We start from the raw sequence: 16,318 nt of genomic DNA, 5'->3' as shown, positions 1-16,318 counted from the left end.
TAAGTTTAAAAAACTATTATCATTGTCATCATCGTCTTTATTTCTCCAAAATTTTAATGTTCTTTTATACTTTTATGTATAGAATTACTATAATTATATACAAGTAAATGCTAATTAATATCAAAAGTTAAACATGAGAATTTATATAAATAACTTTATAAAATACGAAGTTAAGAATCAGCGCGATCGCACGTCTCTTTATTGATTCGACTCCGAATAAAATAATTAAGCGACCGCACTTCTGATTTAGACAAAATAAAAGTGCGATCGCACTAAATATAAATGTTTATTTCGTTGTATATGTCACAAAAATATCCTTTTTCATTTCAACTTCTGCTGGAGCATCTGGATTATAAGCTGGTGATAATAAAAAACTAGCAAATGATGGCAAAGTAACTCCAGTTTTAGAATTACATGATGGATAAAATAATGTGTAAAATGGCTCGGCTACAGAAGGAGTACTAAGTTTAACTTCCATTGCAGTTGCTAAAGCCTGAGCGCGGCTTTGAGCATCTTTCATTGCTGATTGATAAACTGAACTCTGCAAAGCCTGACAGTCATTGACTGCATATTCAACACCCACACTTTTGACAGAAAGGTTTTCAATTTGGCTCGTGGACTTATTTGCTGTAGCAACAATTTCCTGGACGCGATCGCGCGTTGGTTTTTCTAGTCTTACTAATATTTTGGCGTTATTTTCACTAGAATTAGGGTTAATTTGCACTTGAATTTTATCAGCACTAATTCCTTTAGCAACCAGGCTATTAACTACAGGCTGAAGAGTTGCTTTAGTTAGGGATTTTTTACTTGGTAAAGGTTCTGCTGCTGTTTTGTAATTTAAAAGTAGAGTCGGTGAGGATATGCGGCGGGTTTCGGATAGAGATGATGGTTGCGTTTGTAACTCATCATTGCTACCTCCGCTACTGAATACCAACTCAATATCCGCTGTATCCGCTGGTACTCTCACTACCCCTTGACCGATTACCATTAGTGAATGGCGATCGCTTGCTGGTGGGTAAAATAATTGGGCGTTAGTAACTTTGGGTGTTAATGTCCCTACTCCAACAGTCACAGTAATACTTAGCAGCATTAAAGCAGTTATTTTTCTCATATCCTGGGAATGTCCTTTGAACTTAGTAATTGTCAAAGTTTACACCTCAAGAGGAATATACTGAATCCTTTATCTAAATAATTGACTAAAAAAGTACTGGTGATTGAGAATTGAGGATTAAAGACTGGGAAAGAATTATTCTAATCCTCATCCCTAATTCTACGTATAGTACCAACCATCAAAGAAGGGTTGCGCTTTAGCAAAAAATATTGAACCAATCCCACGACTAAAGTCAGTGTAAAAGACTTGGGATTGGCTCAATATTCAAAATTTAACTGTGGACATAATTATATTTCAGTAGAGAGGCAAATATTATTAGAACTATAGCCGTAGTCACATAGGTTAGGACATTTTAAAAGAGTGAAAGCTAGGAATAGTAATAGTTTTACCTCCTGCCTTCTCCCTTGGCGCTAGCCTCTCCCAAAGGGAGAAGGGGAGACGCTAAAAGCGATCTGCCTCCTGCCTCCTGTTATATTAACCAAACCAGTGGGAAGGTTCAGAAGTTGGTTCAACTGTTTCATAAACACGATGGCTAATCCAATCTGACTTTTCTTGAACGATTAGACAAATGCCTTGGTGAATCAAATTCTGTAAATGTAGTTGCTGCTCTAAGGGTTTACCAGGCAATTCGTAATAAGCCAAGCTTCCTTGTTCAGCCTCCGTTAGCGGGATCTGTTCGTCAGACATGACGCTGTAAAAGGAAGGAATGCGATTGAGGACAAAAGTGATTAGCTCTTGGCGTAAATCAGGAATCGCAAAGGCTTGTTGATATGGATCGGATGGATATGTATTCAAAATACTTTCAATTTCTGCCACTATTGATTGTTGTGTTAAATTAATTACCGTTTTCATGGTTTTTAAACTCCTTTTTTAATCAAGTTAATGCTTAGTGGAGAGAATAACTTTTTTAGATGGGGATGTCCTGATGATAATCAGTCAAATTACTTTTAACTGATAGATGCAATCAACCCTGAAACTAGCCTCTTATCTTGGTACACTATCAGACATTTGACTTTACTTTTTTAGTTAAGCTTTATACTGTTTCACAGCATTGCTTATGAAAGTAGCGTCTCATAATCTGGTAAGTTACTGACATTTTATATTTATAATCCTAATTATTTCAAATTTCTACCAAAAAGGCAGAAATCTACATAAAACGCAGCACTAAAGCTAGGGGATCAAGGTTAACAGCAATAAAATAACTTGAATTAGGAACAAGTTTTGAGTGAAGTTAAGCTTTTTGAGTAATTGATATCACTTTTTAGACTTGGGACAAAATTTGCTATTTCATCTAAAAAGGTTATTTGTTGCACTTTGATTTAGTCAGTTAAAAAAATGGCAACTCACTGTAGTGCAGAATCAGTCTAGCGACAGATTAAATGATCGTGTAAAAATGTTTAAAAAGTTCACATTATCGAAAGGTAGATCACGTAACTGATTGTTAATTTCATCAGCCGCAGCTAATCCAGAAAGCATCGCACCTTCGACAAGATTGCCACCACACCAATCACCACAGCAAACTAAAGGTAAGGCAGTTCCAGCAGACAAAAAAGCATTGTCCCAAGGACGGCTAGGAAAGGCATAACGCCAACGATGTACTTGCATCCATTCGGGAGTATTTAACCAAGGAAGAGACAGAGATTTAGCTGCTTGTTGCAACATATATTGTCCGACAGGTTGTAAATCCTGTGATTCAAGATAACGTTGGGCAAAATTAGCGCTACTTTGCACCACAAAATGTGGTTGTTGAGAGTTAGGGCGCTTGCTACTGTCCAAACCAATCCATGCTAAATCAGCATCATCCACAAAATTTAGGGCTTTCCATTCAGGGAGGGGTTGAGATGTAGAAAGATATCCAGCGATCGCACTAATCGAAGGATAAAATTCTACAGAACGCAAGTTATCAAGAAAAGCTGCATCCAATACACTTGCACCCAAAGGTTCTAAGAGCATCACAGCTTGGGGTGCAGGAATAGCAATCACTATAGCTTTTGCAGTTAATTCTTCATTACTAGATTCCAGAGTCAAACGCCAGCTATTTTCGGGAGTTGAAGTAATAGCAATAACACGCTGATTCAGTAATATTTCTAAACCTGGAGCCAGGGATTTAGCGATCGCACTCATTCCCCCAGGTGCGATATATCGCGGACTGCGGTTATTGGGTTCAGATAAAGGAACACCTGCTGCGAGTTCGTAAACTTCCTCTGTCCAAACTTCGAGGATATGGCGATCGCGCAATATTTCTACAAAACGTCTAAATAATTCACCCTTTGGCTTCAGGTAACAAGCCCCATGATCTGCCAAAGTTCCATGCAAGCGGCGTGTAGCTAATCTTCCTCCCAAACCACGCGACTTTTCCACCACTACCACCGAATATCCCGCTTGACTTAACTGCTGGGCACAGACTAAACCGGCAATTCCGGCACCAATTACTGCAATATCAGTCATGAGTTAATAGTCCCTAGTTAATTATTGGTCATTAGTTATTGGTTATTATCAAAGGACAAAATTACTACTAATGACTGCTGAAAGCTAATAGTAGAATAAGGTACAGAAAGCTGCACGGAAGGGAGGAAGGGAAATTGGATGAAATGAGGGCGGCGCTGGAGTTAGCGACCGAAGAAGAATTGCAAGACTTAACGGCAATTCTATTTAGTCGTAAGTTCAATCCCTTAGACTATGTACACACACCCGAACCCATCGAAGTACAAAGCCGAGACCGCAAAGCTTGGTTAGATGCGCTAGAGGGTCGCTTTCGTTTTTTGGCGGCAGATGGGATGACAGTATTACGGGGACGCACAAGCCAGGTAACTTACCGACAAGCGTTAGTTCAAGTATGTAAGTATCTAAAAATTCCCTATTCTTATCAGCTGGCAACTATTGATTTAGAAGCAGAAGTATTTTTGCATCTGCTAGGACAGGTGTGGAAAAAATTGCCGGAACAGGAAAAGCAAAAATTGACTATAAGAGTGCAGCGTCAACTGCTGAAATCAGAACTAAAACAACCCCTACCACTTTTATTGCAACGCGATCCCTTGGGATTACTTTTTAAAGGCGGTAGTGCGCTAGCGGTTACTTCTCTTCTCCAGCCACTTGTGCTTAAACAAATTGCCCGTCAATTTGCCATCCACTTTGCTACTTATGAAGTAGCAAAACAAGCGGCAATTACAGGCTCAGAAGCAGCTGCAACTCAATTTCAAACCTATGTAACAATGCAAATGGCGCAACGGGGTATGACAGTAAGTGCAGCTCGTTATGGGGCAGCCCGCGTGATGTTTGCCGCAATCGGCCCAATGATGTGGACTTGGTTTTTTGCGGATTTAGGCTGGAGAGCGATCGCCACTAACTATGGTCGGATCATTCCTACTATCTTCACCTTAGCTCAAATTCGCCTCACCCGTGAGGAATGTTGGGAGCCAGCTTGAACAAGGTTTTTGACTATTTCAAATCTCGTTGGCAATCTTCTTGGAACTACTCTCTATGGGCACTGTTAATCTTCCCATTGAGTCCTTTAGTGGGGGCGGTGACTATAAGTTTTGTATCATTAATAACTTTGGTGCAACAATACCGCAAAATTAGCCGCCGCCCCCTCAATTGGGGATTTGCCCTTTTGAGTGTATTGCTGATCGTGACTGTTGGGTTTGCCCAAGACAAAACAGCAGCTTTCCTCGGCTTATTTAATTTATTACCATTCTTTATAGTTTTTGCTGCTCATAGCGCTCTGATTCAAACATTTGCCCAATTGCGGCAAATGGCTTGGATTGTAGTGATCGGTTCCATGCCAGTAGCAATTATGGGCTTGGGACAGTTATTTTTAGGCTGGAGTTTCAAGTTCCAGTTTGTGTGGGTTGTGTTTAGTTGGACAATCGCACCAGGCGGAAACCCACCAGGTCGTATCGCTTCACTTTTCTTGCACGCTAACACCTTCGCAGCTTATCTAGTAATAGTTTTCATTCTTAGTCTAGGGCTATGGATCGAACAATGGCGATTAGGGATGAGGTATTGGAGATTGGGTATAAGAGGCAGAGGGGAAAGACTGACTGCACCCCACTCCCCGGTTCCCTTTCTCTTCCTAACAGTGGCGGTGATTGTAAACTTTATTACCTTGATTTTCACGAACTCACGCAATGGATGGGCGATCGCTATTTTTGCCTGTTTAGCTTATGCACTCTACCAAGGTTGGCGCATTCTTGTAGGTAGCGTTGTGGCGATCGTCTCTAGTGTGCTTTTGGCAGCTTTTGCTCCCTCATCAGTCGCTCAAATTTTTCGTTTGGTAGTTCCTGCATTCTTTTGGGCAAGGTTAAATGACGATATGTATCCAGATAGACCAGTCGCTTTAATGCGAACAACTCAGTGGGAATTTGCCTGGTCTTTAGCTCAACAACATCCTTGGACTGGCTGGGGATTACGCAGTTTTAGTGCACTTTACAAAGCAAAGATGCAGATTTCCTTGGGTCATCCCCATAACTTTTTTTTGATGTTATCTGCTGAAACTGGTTTTCCCAGTGCTTTTTTATTTTGTGGCTTGCTCGCTTGGATTTTGATTACAGGTGTCCAATTACTGCAAAAATCAAAATATCTAAATACAGGAGACAGATTGATATTTTTCAGTTATCTTCTAGCTTTTGTTGGGTGGATTTTATTAAATACAGTAGATGTAACTCTCTTCGATTTTCGTTTAAATACGCTTTCATGGTTAATTTTGGCTGCCATTTCTGGAGTAGTACATCGTAATCATGAAAAAGACAGACTTGCATCTCATCAGAATTAGCTATTAGTTTTTCAGTGTATGCACTGGGGACTTGAGAGTTTTAAGTTAATAAGATTGTTATATTCACGTCTGTGAGTGTGACTAATACCTAATTAGTCACTGTTGCTGATTGTTGGGAAGGTGTAGGGACATCCCTTTGGGGTTTTCCTACATGACGGGCATCTCTTGTAGATGCCCTTTTGTATATTTATTATTTTTATTTAGTTAAACGCCATCTGAAAAATATTGAATTTGACCAATATCTGAAAATTTTTATCTTTTATAAAGGAATGTAAAATATGGTTACTGAAGTGAAATTAGGTCTTTGTAACCCACCAGAACCTATTTATTTGTATCTCTTCATCTGCTATTACTACGATGTTATCTATTCGTTCATCTAAGCTAACTAGGTAAACCGGGAGATACATTCACGTTAGCCAAGTCAAGACTCTGTATAACTGTTTCAATTGTTCTGAGGTTGGCTCCATTCACCGCTAAACTTAGGCTAAACACAAGTTGAAACTTTATTATGATCTTTATGGTCTAGTACCAATTCTTTGTGAAACTGCACAAAATTAGGCTTGGTGATACAAGCGGCTTGAGCAAGTTGTTCTATCTATATATCTATGCAACCTCACAGGTAATCGATGTAAGCTCTCGGTAAAATGGGTGTGTCGGTAACGAAAAAAAGACGCCTCCATAACCAACCTTATGCTTACAACAGCTAACTTTCTTCAGTACACCCAATGGTCAGGTATAGCTACATTGATATTTGCTGCCTTGACATTTTTGGCTTTTATTCTCAAATGGGGCATCCGCTTTCGGTTGGTGGGTACGACTGGCTTTATGCTGGTGGTGACTGCTGGTTTATTTGGACTCTCAATAGTCCCCTTGAGTCGGACTGTGATTCCCGGAGCAGCCCGGTACACTCTAGTTTATGACAATGGCTCAACACAAGCGGTGATTGCCACATCACCCCAAATTACACCCACACAATTAGAAGCAACTTTACGTCAAGCAGCTAGTAATCTCTTTTCTTATGGTCGCTCAGGTACGCTAGAAGACGACAAGTTGACAGTTCGTGCCCGTACCATTATTCATCAGGAAACAGGGATTTCTGTCCCAGTTTACTTGGGCGAGGCCAAGCGATCGCTCATTTCTCATCAAAATTCCCCAGTAATAGTCAAAATTTACACAGATAATTTTGCTAAATTGCCAAAACACAACGCTTAAGAGACAGGGAGCAGGGACGGAGGAGAAGAATAATTAATGCCCCATGCCCGAATGGCACTAAGAGAAGCTATAAGGTTTGCAGAATAAGGACTACAGCTTTAATTCCCTCTGCCGTAGTAATGGCATGATTCAGGCAATGCCTTCTCTTCTCTTTCAGAGACGCTAACACGTAGCTTGCTTCTCCGTAGGAGTACGCCAACGGCAACGTCTTCTTTTTCAAAGACGCTAACGCGAACGACGAACGCACCAGTGCTGGCGATTGCCATGACTTTGAATTGGTGTTACATCAGAGGTTGAGCAATACACGCTCTCAAAGCTGCTCTTGAAAGTCGAGAGTAATTGTGGTATTGGGTAAATGATTACACAGCAAAACGTTCTTGATTCAGGGGAATGGTAATTAAAAACCAATATGACTACATTGTGATTGGTGCAGGTTCGGCAGGCTGCGTTGTCGCCAACCGTCTGACAGAAGATCCCAAAACCACTGTGTTGTTACTCGAAGCAGGCAAAAAGGATACAAAACCGGAGATTCAAATCCCGTCGGAATGTAGAAACCTACCAGGCTCCGAGGTGGACTGGGGCTATTTCTCTGAACCAGAACCCTACCTCAAGGGTCGCAAAATCCTTTGTCCCCGTGGCAAAGTCTTGGGTGGCAGCAGTTCGATTAATTTCATGACTTATATTCGAGGCAATTATCACGATTATAACCACTGGAGGGAATTGGGGAATTCCGGTTGGAGTTACCAGGATATATTGCCCTATTTCAAAAAATCTGAGAATCAACAACGAGGTGTTTCCGAATACCACGGTGTAGATGGCGAGTTGAGCGTGACCGATGTCATTTCCCCATCTGCAATATCCCAACGATTTGTAGATGCATGTCTGACAATGGGTTATGACGAAAATCCTGATTTTAACGGAATGCAGCAGTCAGGTGCGGGGCCTTTTCAGGTAACTATCAAGGATGGTAAACGACACAGTACTGCTGCTGCATTCCTGATGCCAATTCTCAAGCGTCCCAATTTGACAACAATGACTGGAGCGTTAGTGACTCGGTTGCTTTTTGAGGGAACTTGCACTGTTGGGGTGGAATATCTGCACGAGAGCATACTGCACCAGGTCAAGGTCAACAAAGAGGTGATTTTAAGTGCTGGTGCGTTCGATTCGCCCAAACTACTGATGCTTTCCGGCATTGGCGATGCAGAGTACCTGCAAGGAATGGGAATTCCGGTCGTTGTTGATTTACCAGGTGTCGGACAAAACCTCCAAGACCACGTTTGCGTTTTTGTGCCATACGAGGCGACTCAGGATTTACACAGTAATGGGATAAGTGAAACTGGATTATTTTTGCATAGCGAGGGTCATCTAGGCGCTGCGCCAGATTTAGAGTTGATCTTCGCTTCCACTTTGAGAGTACCTCCTGAGTATCCGAACTCTGGCTTAGGTTTCACGGGTATAATCGTTTTGAATCATCCCCAAAACATTGGCAGTATCAGTTTGCGATCGCCCGATCCCAAAGATACACCAATGATTCGGCTGAACTATCTGCAAAGTCAATCCGATGTGCAAAAGCTAGTTGACGGGATTAAATTAATACGTAAATTGTTTCATACTAGTGCCTTTGATGAGTTTCGAGGCAGAGAAGTTGCGCCTGGTGCCGATGTGACTAGCGATGAAGCACTCGTTGCTTACATCCGAGAAGTTTGCAATACTGTGTATCATCCTATCGGCACCTGCAAAATGGGAACTGACTCAATGGCGGTTGTAGACCCTGAACTACGGGTATATGGGGTCAAAGGGTTGCGTGTCGTCGATGCCTCAATTATGCCAACTTTAATCACGGGACATACGAACGCACCGACAATTATGATCGGCGAAAAAGCAGCTGATTTAATTAAAGCCGCTCTTTGCGTTTCACAGCAAGTAACTCTGAAGAAATAGTGCTGAGTGCTGAGTGCTGAGTAAAGAGTGAGGAGTGAAAAGTAACAACACAGAGGATTTATGTTTCTTTCATTCGTCACGGGTGGCAAGCGCCGCGTGTGGGATGCTTTCAAGAAACACTTTGCGTGGGATGAGAAATAGAAATCTGACTTTTCACCGGATATGGAAAAGACAAAGTGGTTTACGAATATTAGGACTTTGTTAGCGAATTCTTTGAACCCAAAGATGAATTAAATTTATCCTTAAGAATTTGTACTCGCAGTGTCACAGTAGTAATTATCCTATTCGCCTGCTCATCTCAAAAAAGTAAAGTATGGAATGAACGAGTAAGCTTTTTCTACCTCCAACAATTTTTAGATAACTGTACATTATCCCTCTATCGGCGTTCGTCATTCGCTGTCTTCGTCTCTGAAAGAGAAGAGAAGGCATCACCTGACTCATGCCATTACTGCAAGAGTGGCAATTAAAGCTGTAGCCCTTACCCCACATAGCTTAGAGCTTTTTCTAGTGCCATTACTCCATGCTCCATGCCCCATGTTCAGAGAAAAAAAGTAGTTTACCTGTTATCAGGATAACAAAAATTATTTTGTATTTACTGATACATTAATGGTTATTTTTAGATTAAGATATTCACACTTTAGTGGTTATACTGTGGGAAAAAGTTAATCAGCGTGGGGTAATGGGTACTAAGAGTTCTAATTTGTCAGTTTTTGTCTTAATTGCCCCTGTTGCCATTTTCAAAATTACTTCAGTAAATCAAGGAGTTGTAGGGGCATATATTTGTATACCTTACCTATATATCTGTAGCTAAAAATTACATGACATAGCACGATCGCTTACACATTATCAACTCTCGATTGCTTTTCTTGAGAATCTGACAATGGTAATGTTAATTAATTATACGGTTATTCAAAACTTTGATAGTTCGGAATTTCAGGTCAATGGGTATTTATAGATTCAAACAATGGCGTCAAACTACCCAATCAGTCGGCAACAGGACTTGTCTATTTAATTGCTTGGCTAAAATTTAGATAAGCCAGGTGGAAAGTTGGAGCCATCCAAAAACCAGCTTGGCAACAAGTATCCTCGATCGCTAGTCTATTTGATTAAGAAATATCAAGGTTTTGATAAACGAGATTATATGCCCAATAATTTTTCTACTCAACCTTCTTTGTCTACTCAAACCTCTAGTTCATTATTTACACTTACAGTTTCCCCGGCAAAAGTAATCCGTGGTTGTGGGGTGTTGCAAACAGCGGCAGCAGAGATTGCCTGTTTGGGAAGTCGTCCCTTAATTGTGGCAGGTAAGTCTACTCTCGCCATCAGCCAACAAAATTTACAACTAGTTTTAGAAGCGCAGCAGTTACATACTGTCCAAGCTTCTTATGGTGCAGATTGCTGCGAAGCTAGCCTGAAATCTTTACAAAAGAAAGCAAAAGAACATAAAGCTGATCTAATTATCGGTGTTGGTGGTGGCAAAGCCCTAGATACAGCGAAATTAGTCGCGCAGCAGTTACATCTACCAGTGGTGACAATTCCCACTTCCGGGGCTACTTGTGCAGCTTGGAGTGCCTTATCGAATGTTTATTCGGAAGATGGGGCTTTTCTCTACGATGTAGGGCTATCTCGTTGTCCCGATTTATTGATACTCGATTATGACTTGATTAAAACTGCACCACAACGTACCTTAGTAGCTGGAATTGGTGATGCGATCGCTAAGTGGTACGAAGCCTCAGTTAGCAGTGGACACTTGCAAGATACTTTAATTATTGCTGCGGTGCAACAAGCACGAGTTTTGCGAGATATCCTCTTGCAAAAGTCAGCCGTTGCCCTTGCAGAACCAGATTGTGAGGTTTGGCGAGAAGTGGTAGATGCCACTGTTTTATTAGCTGGGGTAGTTGGGGGACTTGGAGGGGCACAGTGTCGCACAGTTGCCGCCCATGCCGTGCATAACGGTTTAACTCATATTTCAGGACATGGCAGTATTCATGGCGAAAAAGTTGCTTTTGGAATTTTGGTGCAACTGCGTTTAGAAGAAATGCTACAAGGCAATCAACTTGCTGCATCAGCACGGCAACAGTTGTTAAAGTTCTATACAGAAATTGGACTACCCCAAAAATTAAGTGATTTGGGATTGGGCAATATTACATTAGGCGAATTGCAAACAGCCGCCGAAATGGCTCTAGTTCCTAATTCTGACATCCATCGACTACCGTTTAAAGTTGCGCCAGAACAGTTGATGGCGGCAATGGTTTCTACCACTGCACCTATAGATAGTAGAGATATAACAAATCGAGTTTCGCCCAAGGGAATGAGTGACGAGGTTTTATGAGTTTAAATTGGATTGTCCCAGCAGAACGCATACAAAAACTACCACCTTATGTATTTGCCCGTTTAGATGAACTGAAAGCTAAAGCGCGGGAACAAGGGTTAGATTTAATTGACTTGGGTATGGGAAACCCCGATGGTGCAACGCCAGCACCAGTAGTAGAAGCAGCGATCGCAGCTTTAAAAGATCCTGCTAATCACGGTTATCCACCCTTTGAGGGCACAGCTAGTTTCCGCCGTGCCATCACTAACTGGTATCGTCGCCGTTATGATGTGGTTCTCGATCCTGATAGTGAAGCCTTGCCACTTCTCGGTTCTAAAGAAGGATTAACTCATTTAGCGATCGCCTACGTTAACCCTGGTGATTTAGTTCTGGTTCCTTCCCCAGCTTATCCGGCACATTTTCGCGGCCCGGCGATCGCCGGGGGGAAGATCCACAGCTTGATTCTTAAACCCGAAAACAACTGGTTAATTGATTTAGCTGCCATTCCTGATGAGGTTGCAAAACAAGCCAAGATACTCTATTTCAACTATCCCAGCAATCCTACCGCCGCCACCGCCCCCCGCGAATTTTTTGAAGAAATTGTCGCCTTCGCCCGCAAACATGAAATTTTGCTGGTGCATGATTTGTGTTATGCCGAATTAGCTTTTGATGGTTATCAACCGACTAGCTTGTTAGAAATTCCCGGCGCAAAAGATATTGGTGTCGAATTTCACACCTTATCTAAAACATACAATATGGCTGGTTGGCGCGTCGGGTTTGTCGTGGGTAATCGCCATGTAATTCAAGGTTTGCGAACACTGAAAACTAACTTGGATTACGGCATTTTTGCCGCATTACAAACAGCAGCCGAAACAGCTTTGCAACTGCCAGATGTGTATTTGCATGAGGTACAACAACGCTACCGTACCCGCCGCGATTTCCTCATTCAAGGATTAGGAGAGTTGGGTTGGGATATACCCAAAACTAAGGCGACAATGTATCTTTGGGTGAAGTGTCCCGTTGATGTTGGTTCCACAGATTTTGCCTTGAATGTGTTGCAACAAACAGGCGTTGTGGTTACTCCAGGTAATGCCTTTGGGGTTGCAGGTGAGGGTTATGTCAGGATCAGTTTGATTGCAGACTGCGATCGCTTGGGTGAAGCTTTACATCGGTTCAAGCAAGCTGGAATCCGCTATCAGCCTGAAAGCGTAGTCTCTCCTTCAGAGGCGATCGCCGATCTCGTTAGTTGATTATAGAAGGGAAAACCAATATTACATGACTAAAATTTTTGCTGATGGTCTTTGAGATCATGTAAAAAAGTAGAAAGAGTTAACGATAGACTTCTTGCATAAATCAATGAGCTTTCACCCTAAATCCCTCTCCCAAGCTTGGAAGAGGGACTTTGAATTTGACTCCTTTTCTCCCAAATTTGGGAGAAGGGGTTGGGGGATGTAGCAAGATCCCGCAGGGTGGACGAATTTTGCATTTGTGCAAGAGGTCTATTGAATAAAAACGAAGGGAGTTCGAGCTTATGGAAGACTGCCTTCTGCTTCTTGTCTTTTTTAATGAATACCTAATCTTAAATCCAAAATCTAATTTTTTTGCTATGGTAATCCCAAAGGAATTGTTAAGTGCTTACAAGATGTAAATTAAGTGATTAACTAATTGAAAAGTATCTTATATGACAAATACATAAATAATTTATGGATAAAATACATCTTTATTGTTACTTAGTGGGTTGAGTAATACTTATTTCAATATCTGACAATGTTTGTAACAATAAACGATTTGCCTGCAATTTCCAACCCAATTTCTGAATTCTATAAGCTAATACAGTTCCAATTACAGACGCTAACAAGCCTATGGGTTGATTTAAAGAAATTCCTAGTAACAAACCCAATCCAGCAATTCCCCAAAATGGTAATGCTACTGTTTGTCTTTGTTCTTCTATAACTTGGTTAATTATATTAGATTTCATCGTAGCAAGTAATGCCTCTTTGACTTGCTGCTGTTCAGTTAGCGACACTGTTAAACTTATTTTACGGCGTAGTTTTTCTATTTTGCGGGCATCAGTGCTGTATTCAGTTAGTTCATCTTCTGCCATTTTTTGGAGTCGTTCTAGCTGGGTCATCATGTATTATACTTGGTATTTTGATCGAGTTATTAAACTGGATAATCGTTAATTTTTCTTGCTGATAATTTTGTATTTTATCGCCAAATATCAAACTACGGGACAGAGCTAAAAATCTCAAGTTGAATATGGCAAAAATAAATATAGTAGCAATTATGCACTTAAAAGTTGAGTATAAACTTAAAAGGTAATATTTATGACTATAGTTTCTAAAAGCACTTTGTCTTTATCTGCCCAAGAACGATCGCTCATTCTCTGGTTTGATGAAATTGGTATTGCTGATATACCAGTAGTTGGTGGTAAAAATGCCTCACTAGGGGAAATGATTCAACAGTTAACACCCAAAGGCATTAACGTTCCCACAGGATTTGCTACTACTGCTTACGCTTATCGTCATTTCATTCAATCAGCAGGGTTAGAAGCAAAACTACGTAACCTCTTTGCTGACTTGGATGTTGAAGATGTCAAAAATTTACGTGAACGCGGAAAAAAAGCGCGATCGCTATTAATCCACACACCATTTCCAGTAGAATTACGCGAGGCGATCGCCACAGCATACAATAGTCTTTGTGAACAATACAATGCAGACACAGATGTGGCAGTCCGTTCTAGTGGCACTGCTGAAGACCTTCCCGATGCTAGTTTTGCTGGACAGCAGGAAACTTACCTCAACGTTGTCGGTGTCGAAGGAGTTTTAGCAGCTTGTCACAAATGCTTTGCGTCTCTATTTACCGATCGCGCCATTTCTTATCGCCACACCAAGGGATTTGACCACTTTAGCATTGCTTTAGCTGTGGGTGTGCAAAAAATGGTGCGCTCTGACTTAGCAACCTCTGGGGTAATGTTCTCTATCGATACAGAAACAGGTTTTAAGGATGCAGCACTGATTACAGCCGCCTACGGGTTAGGTGAAAATGTTGTTCAGGGGTCTGTAAATCCCGATGAATATTATGTTTTTAAACCAACTTTAAAAGCTGGTTTTTGCCCAATTATCGATAAAAGATTGGGTAGTAAAGAACTGAAAATGATTTATGATGACGGCTCCAAATTTACGAAAAATGTTTCGGTTTCGCCCAGCGAAAGAGGAAAATTCGCTCTGAGTGATGAAGAGATTTTACAACTAGCAAATTGGGCGTGTTTAATTGAAGACCATTATTCCCAAGTCCACGGCATTTTCACGCCAATGGATATTGAGTGGGCAAAAGATGGGATTACTAACCAACTTTTTATTGTGCAAGCGCGTCCCGAAACTGTCCAGTCACAGAAGACGGGAAATGTGTTGCGGAGTTATCGATTGGTATTGGGGAATCGGGAATGGGGACTGGGGACTGGGGAAAAATCTTTCCAATCCCTAATTCCCACTCCCGAATCTTTAATCCCGCTTGTTACGGGACGTGCGGTTGGGGAAGCAATTAGTCAGGGAAAAGCACGTCTAATTTTAGATGTTCACAAACTAGACCAGTTTCAAGTCGGGGAAGTTTTGGTGACAGAGAGAACCGATCCCGATTGGGAACCAATTATGAAACGCGCTAGTGCAATTGTCACCAATTCTGGAGGGCGCACCTGCCATGCAGCAATTATTGCGCGAGAATTGGGTGTACCTGCGATCGTTGGATGCGGCAATGCTACAGAAATTTTAAAACCCGGTCAAGAGGTAACAATTTCTTGTGCTGAAGGTGAAGAGGGAAAAGTTTATGCAGGCTTATTACCTTTTGAAGTGGAAGAAGTTCCTTTAGAAAATTTGCCCCGTACCCGCACTCAAATTTTAATGAATGTGGGTAATCCTCAAGAAGCATTGAGTTTATCGGCAATTCCCAATGATGGCGTAGGTTTAGCGCGAACAGAATTTATCATTGCTAACCAAATTCAAATTCATCCAATGGCGTTGATTCACTATGACTTATTAAAAGATGAATTTGTGAAAGCTAAAATTGCTGACATTACCGCACTTTACGAGGATAAACCCCAATATTTTGTAGATAAATTAGCCCAAGGTATAGGTAGAATTGCCGCAGCATTTTATCCCAAACCTGTAATTGTGCGAATGTCAGATTTCAAAAGTAACGAATATGCCAACTTGTTAGGTGGGCGACAGTTTGAACCCCATGAAGAAAACCCAATGCTGGGGTGGCGGGGGGCGGCGCGTTACTACGATCAAGGTTACAGAGAAGCTTTTGCCCTAGAATGTCATGCCATCAGGCGGGTACGGGAAGATATGGGTTTAACGAATGTTATCCCGATGATTCCCTTTTGTCGCACTCCTGATGAGGGGCGTTTGGTTTTGGCAGAGATGGCAAAAAATGATTTAAAGCAAGGTGTTAGCGACTTGCAGATTTATGTAATGTGTGAGTTGCCGAATAATGTGATTATGGCTGAGGAGTTTGCTGAGGTATTTGACGGCTTTTCAATTGGTTCCAACGACCTAACTCAATTGACACTAGGGATAGATAGAGATTCGGCGTTAGTGGCGAAGTTATTTGATGAACGCAGTCAGGGTGTAAAGCGAATGGTAAAAATGGCGATAGAAGCCGCGAAAAAATGCGATCGCAAAATCGGCATTTGTGGACAAGCACCCAGCGACTATCCAGAATTTGCCCAGTTTTTGGTTGAACAAGGAATTGACTCGATTAGCCTAAATCCTGATTCAGTTTTAAAGACAATGCTGGAAGTGGCAAAAGTTGAGGGTACTAATTCGTAAAAGGTCGCTCCACCTCTGACACTGTTCTGGGGTACTCAGTTGAGGCAAAAGTCCAATGCAAGCGAAACGATACAAGTGGCCAATCGCAAATTGCAGCATCAGCTGCGCAAAATGTAACACTATTGGTAATAGTGTTACATCTG

General features: G+C 41.5%; 12 protein-coding genes. 7 read left to right on the top strand and 5 right to left on the bottom strand.

Annotated features, from left to right (window positions below):
• Nucleotides 1-286: 286 nt before the first annotated feature.
• The 3 genes from V7K79_RS00490 to V7K79_RS00480 all read right to left on the bottom strand — a co-directional run bounded on the left by V7K79_RS00490 (nucleotide 287) and on the right by V7K79_RS00480 (nucleotide 3,559).
• Nucleotides 287-1,147: an SIMPL domain-containing protein gene (locus V7K79_RS00490; RefSeq protein ID WP_335043672.1), complete on the bottom strand. Its 861-nt coding sequence runs from the start codon at nucleotides 1,145-1,147 to the stop codon at nucleotides 287-289.
• A gap of 438 nt (nucleotides 1,148-1,585) precedes the next feature.
• Nucleotides 1,586-1,963, bottom strand: a complete 378-nt coding sequence (locus V7K79_RS00485) for a hypothetical protein (RefSeq protein ID WP_335043670.1) — start codon at nucleotides 1,961-1,963, stop codon at nucleotides 1,586-1,588.
• Between the two features lie 507 nt (nucleotides 1,964-2,470).
• Complete coding sequence (locus V7K79_RS00480; RefSeq protein WP_335043668.1) at nucleotides 2,471-3,559, bottom strand: NAD(P)/FAD-dependent oxidoreductase; 1,089 nt, start codon at nucleotides 3,557-3,559, stop codon at nucleotides 2,471-2,473.
• Between the two features lie 134 nt (nucleotides 3,560-3,693).
• Between V7K79_RS00480 and V7K79_RS00475 the strand changes: the two genes are divergently transcribed.
• Both V7K79_RS00475 and V7K79_RS00470 read left to right on the top strand, forming a co-directional pair.
• Nucleotides 3,694-4,536 (top strand): hypothetical protein, encoded by an 843-nt coding sequence (locus tag V7K79_RS00475; RefSeq protein WP_335043666.1) that lies wholly within the window; start codon nucleotides 3,694-3,696, stop codon nucleotides 4,534-4,536.
• Nucleotides 4,518-5,882 carry an O-antigen ligase family protein gene (locus tag V7K79_RS00470; RefSeq protein WP_335043664.1) on the top strand — a complete coding sequence of 455 codons (1,365 nt, stop codon included), beginning with the start codon at nucleotides 4,518-4,520 and terminating at the stop codon, nucleotides 5,880-5,882. Before V7K79_RS00475 ends, V7K79_RS00470 begins: the two co-directional genes overlap by 19 nt.
• 296 nt (nucleotides 5,883-6,178) lie before the next feature.
• On the opposite strand, the gene V7K79_RS29880 is transcribed toward V7K79_RS00470, so the two are convergent.
• On the bottom strand, nucleotides 6,179-6,289 hold the full coding sequence (locus V7K79_RS29880) for a DUF6888 family protein (protein WP_442938876.1): 111 nt from the start codon (nucleotides 6,287-6,289) through the stop codon (nucleotides 6,179-6,181).
• Between the two features lie 283 nt (nucleotides 6,290-6,572).
• On the opposite strand from V7K79_RS29880, the gene V7K79_RS00465 reads away from it, so the two are divergent.
• The 4 genes from V7K79_RS00465 to V7K79_RS00450 all read left to right on the top strand — a co-directional run bounded on the left by V7K79_RS00465 (nucleotide 6,573) and on the right by V7K79_RS00450 (nucleotide 12,596).
• Nucleotides 6,573-7,094, top strand: a complete 522-nt coding sequence (locus V7K79_RS00465; RefSeq protein ID WP_335043661.1) for a Ycf51 family protein — start codon at nucleotides 6,573-6,575, stop codon at nucleotides 7,092-7,094.
• Between the two features lie 390 nt (nucleotides 7,095-7,484).
• Nucleotides 7,485-9,035 (top strand): GMC family oxidoreductase, encoded by a 1,551-nt coding sequence (locus tag V7K79_RS00460; RefSeq protein ID WP_335043659.1) that lies wholly within the window; start codon nucleotides 7,485-7,487, stop codon nucleotides 9,033-9,035.
• A gap of 1,141 nt (nucleotides 9,036-10,176) precedes the next feature.
• Nucleotides 10,177-11,367 (top strand): iron-containing alcohol dehydrogenase family protein, encoded by a 1,191-nt coding sequence (locus V7K79_RS00455; RefSeq protein ID WP_335043797.1) that lies wholly within the window; start codon nucleotides 10,177-10,179, stop codon nucleotides 11,365-11,367.
• Nucleotides 11,364-12,596 (top strand): aspartate aminotransferase, encoded by a 1,233-nt coding sequence (locus V7K79_RS00450; RefSeq protein WP_335043658.1) that lies wholly within the window; start codon nucleotides 11,364-11,366, stop codon nucleotides 12,594-12,596. The genes V7K79_RS00455 and V7K79_RS00450 overlap by 4 nt, the downstream gene beginning before the upstream one ends.
• Before the next feature lie 476 nt (nucleotides 12,597-13,072).
• On the opposite strand, the gene V7K79_RS00445 is transcribed toward V7K79_RS00450, so the two are convergent.
• The gene (locus tag V7K79_RS00445) at nucleotides 13,073-13,477 is read right to left on the bottom strand and encodes a hypothetical protein (protein WP_335043795.1); all 405 of its coding nucleotides are present in this window, start codon (nucleotides 13,475-13,477) and stop codon (nucleotides 13,073-13,075) included.
• A 196-nt stretch (nucleotides 13,478-13,673) separates the two neighbouring features.
• On the opposite strand from V7K79_RS00445, the gene ppsA reads away from it, so the two are divergent.
• Nucleotides 13,674-16,175, top strand: coding sequence for a phosphoenolpyruvate synthase (gene ppsA, locus V7K79_RS00440; protein WP_335043655.1), 2,502 nt, complete (start codon nucleotides 13,674-13,676; stop codon nucleotides 16,173-16,175).
• The last annotated feature ends 143 nt before the right edge of the window (nucleotides 16,176-16,318 follow it).

Source organism: Nostoc sp. (genome assembly GCF_036917575.1).
Lineage (GTDB): Bacteria > Cyanobacteriota > Cyanobacteriia > Cyanobacteriales > Nostocaceae > Nostoc.
This window is presented reverse-complemented; position numbering and strand designations above follow the sequence as displayed.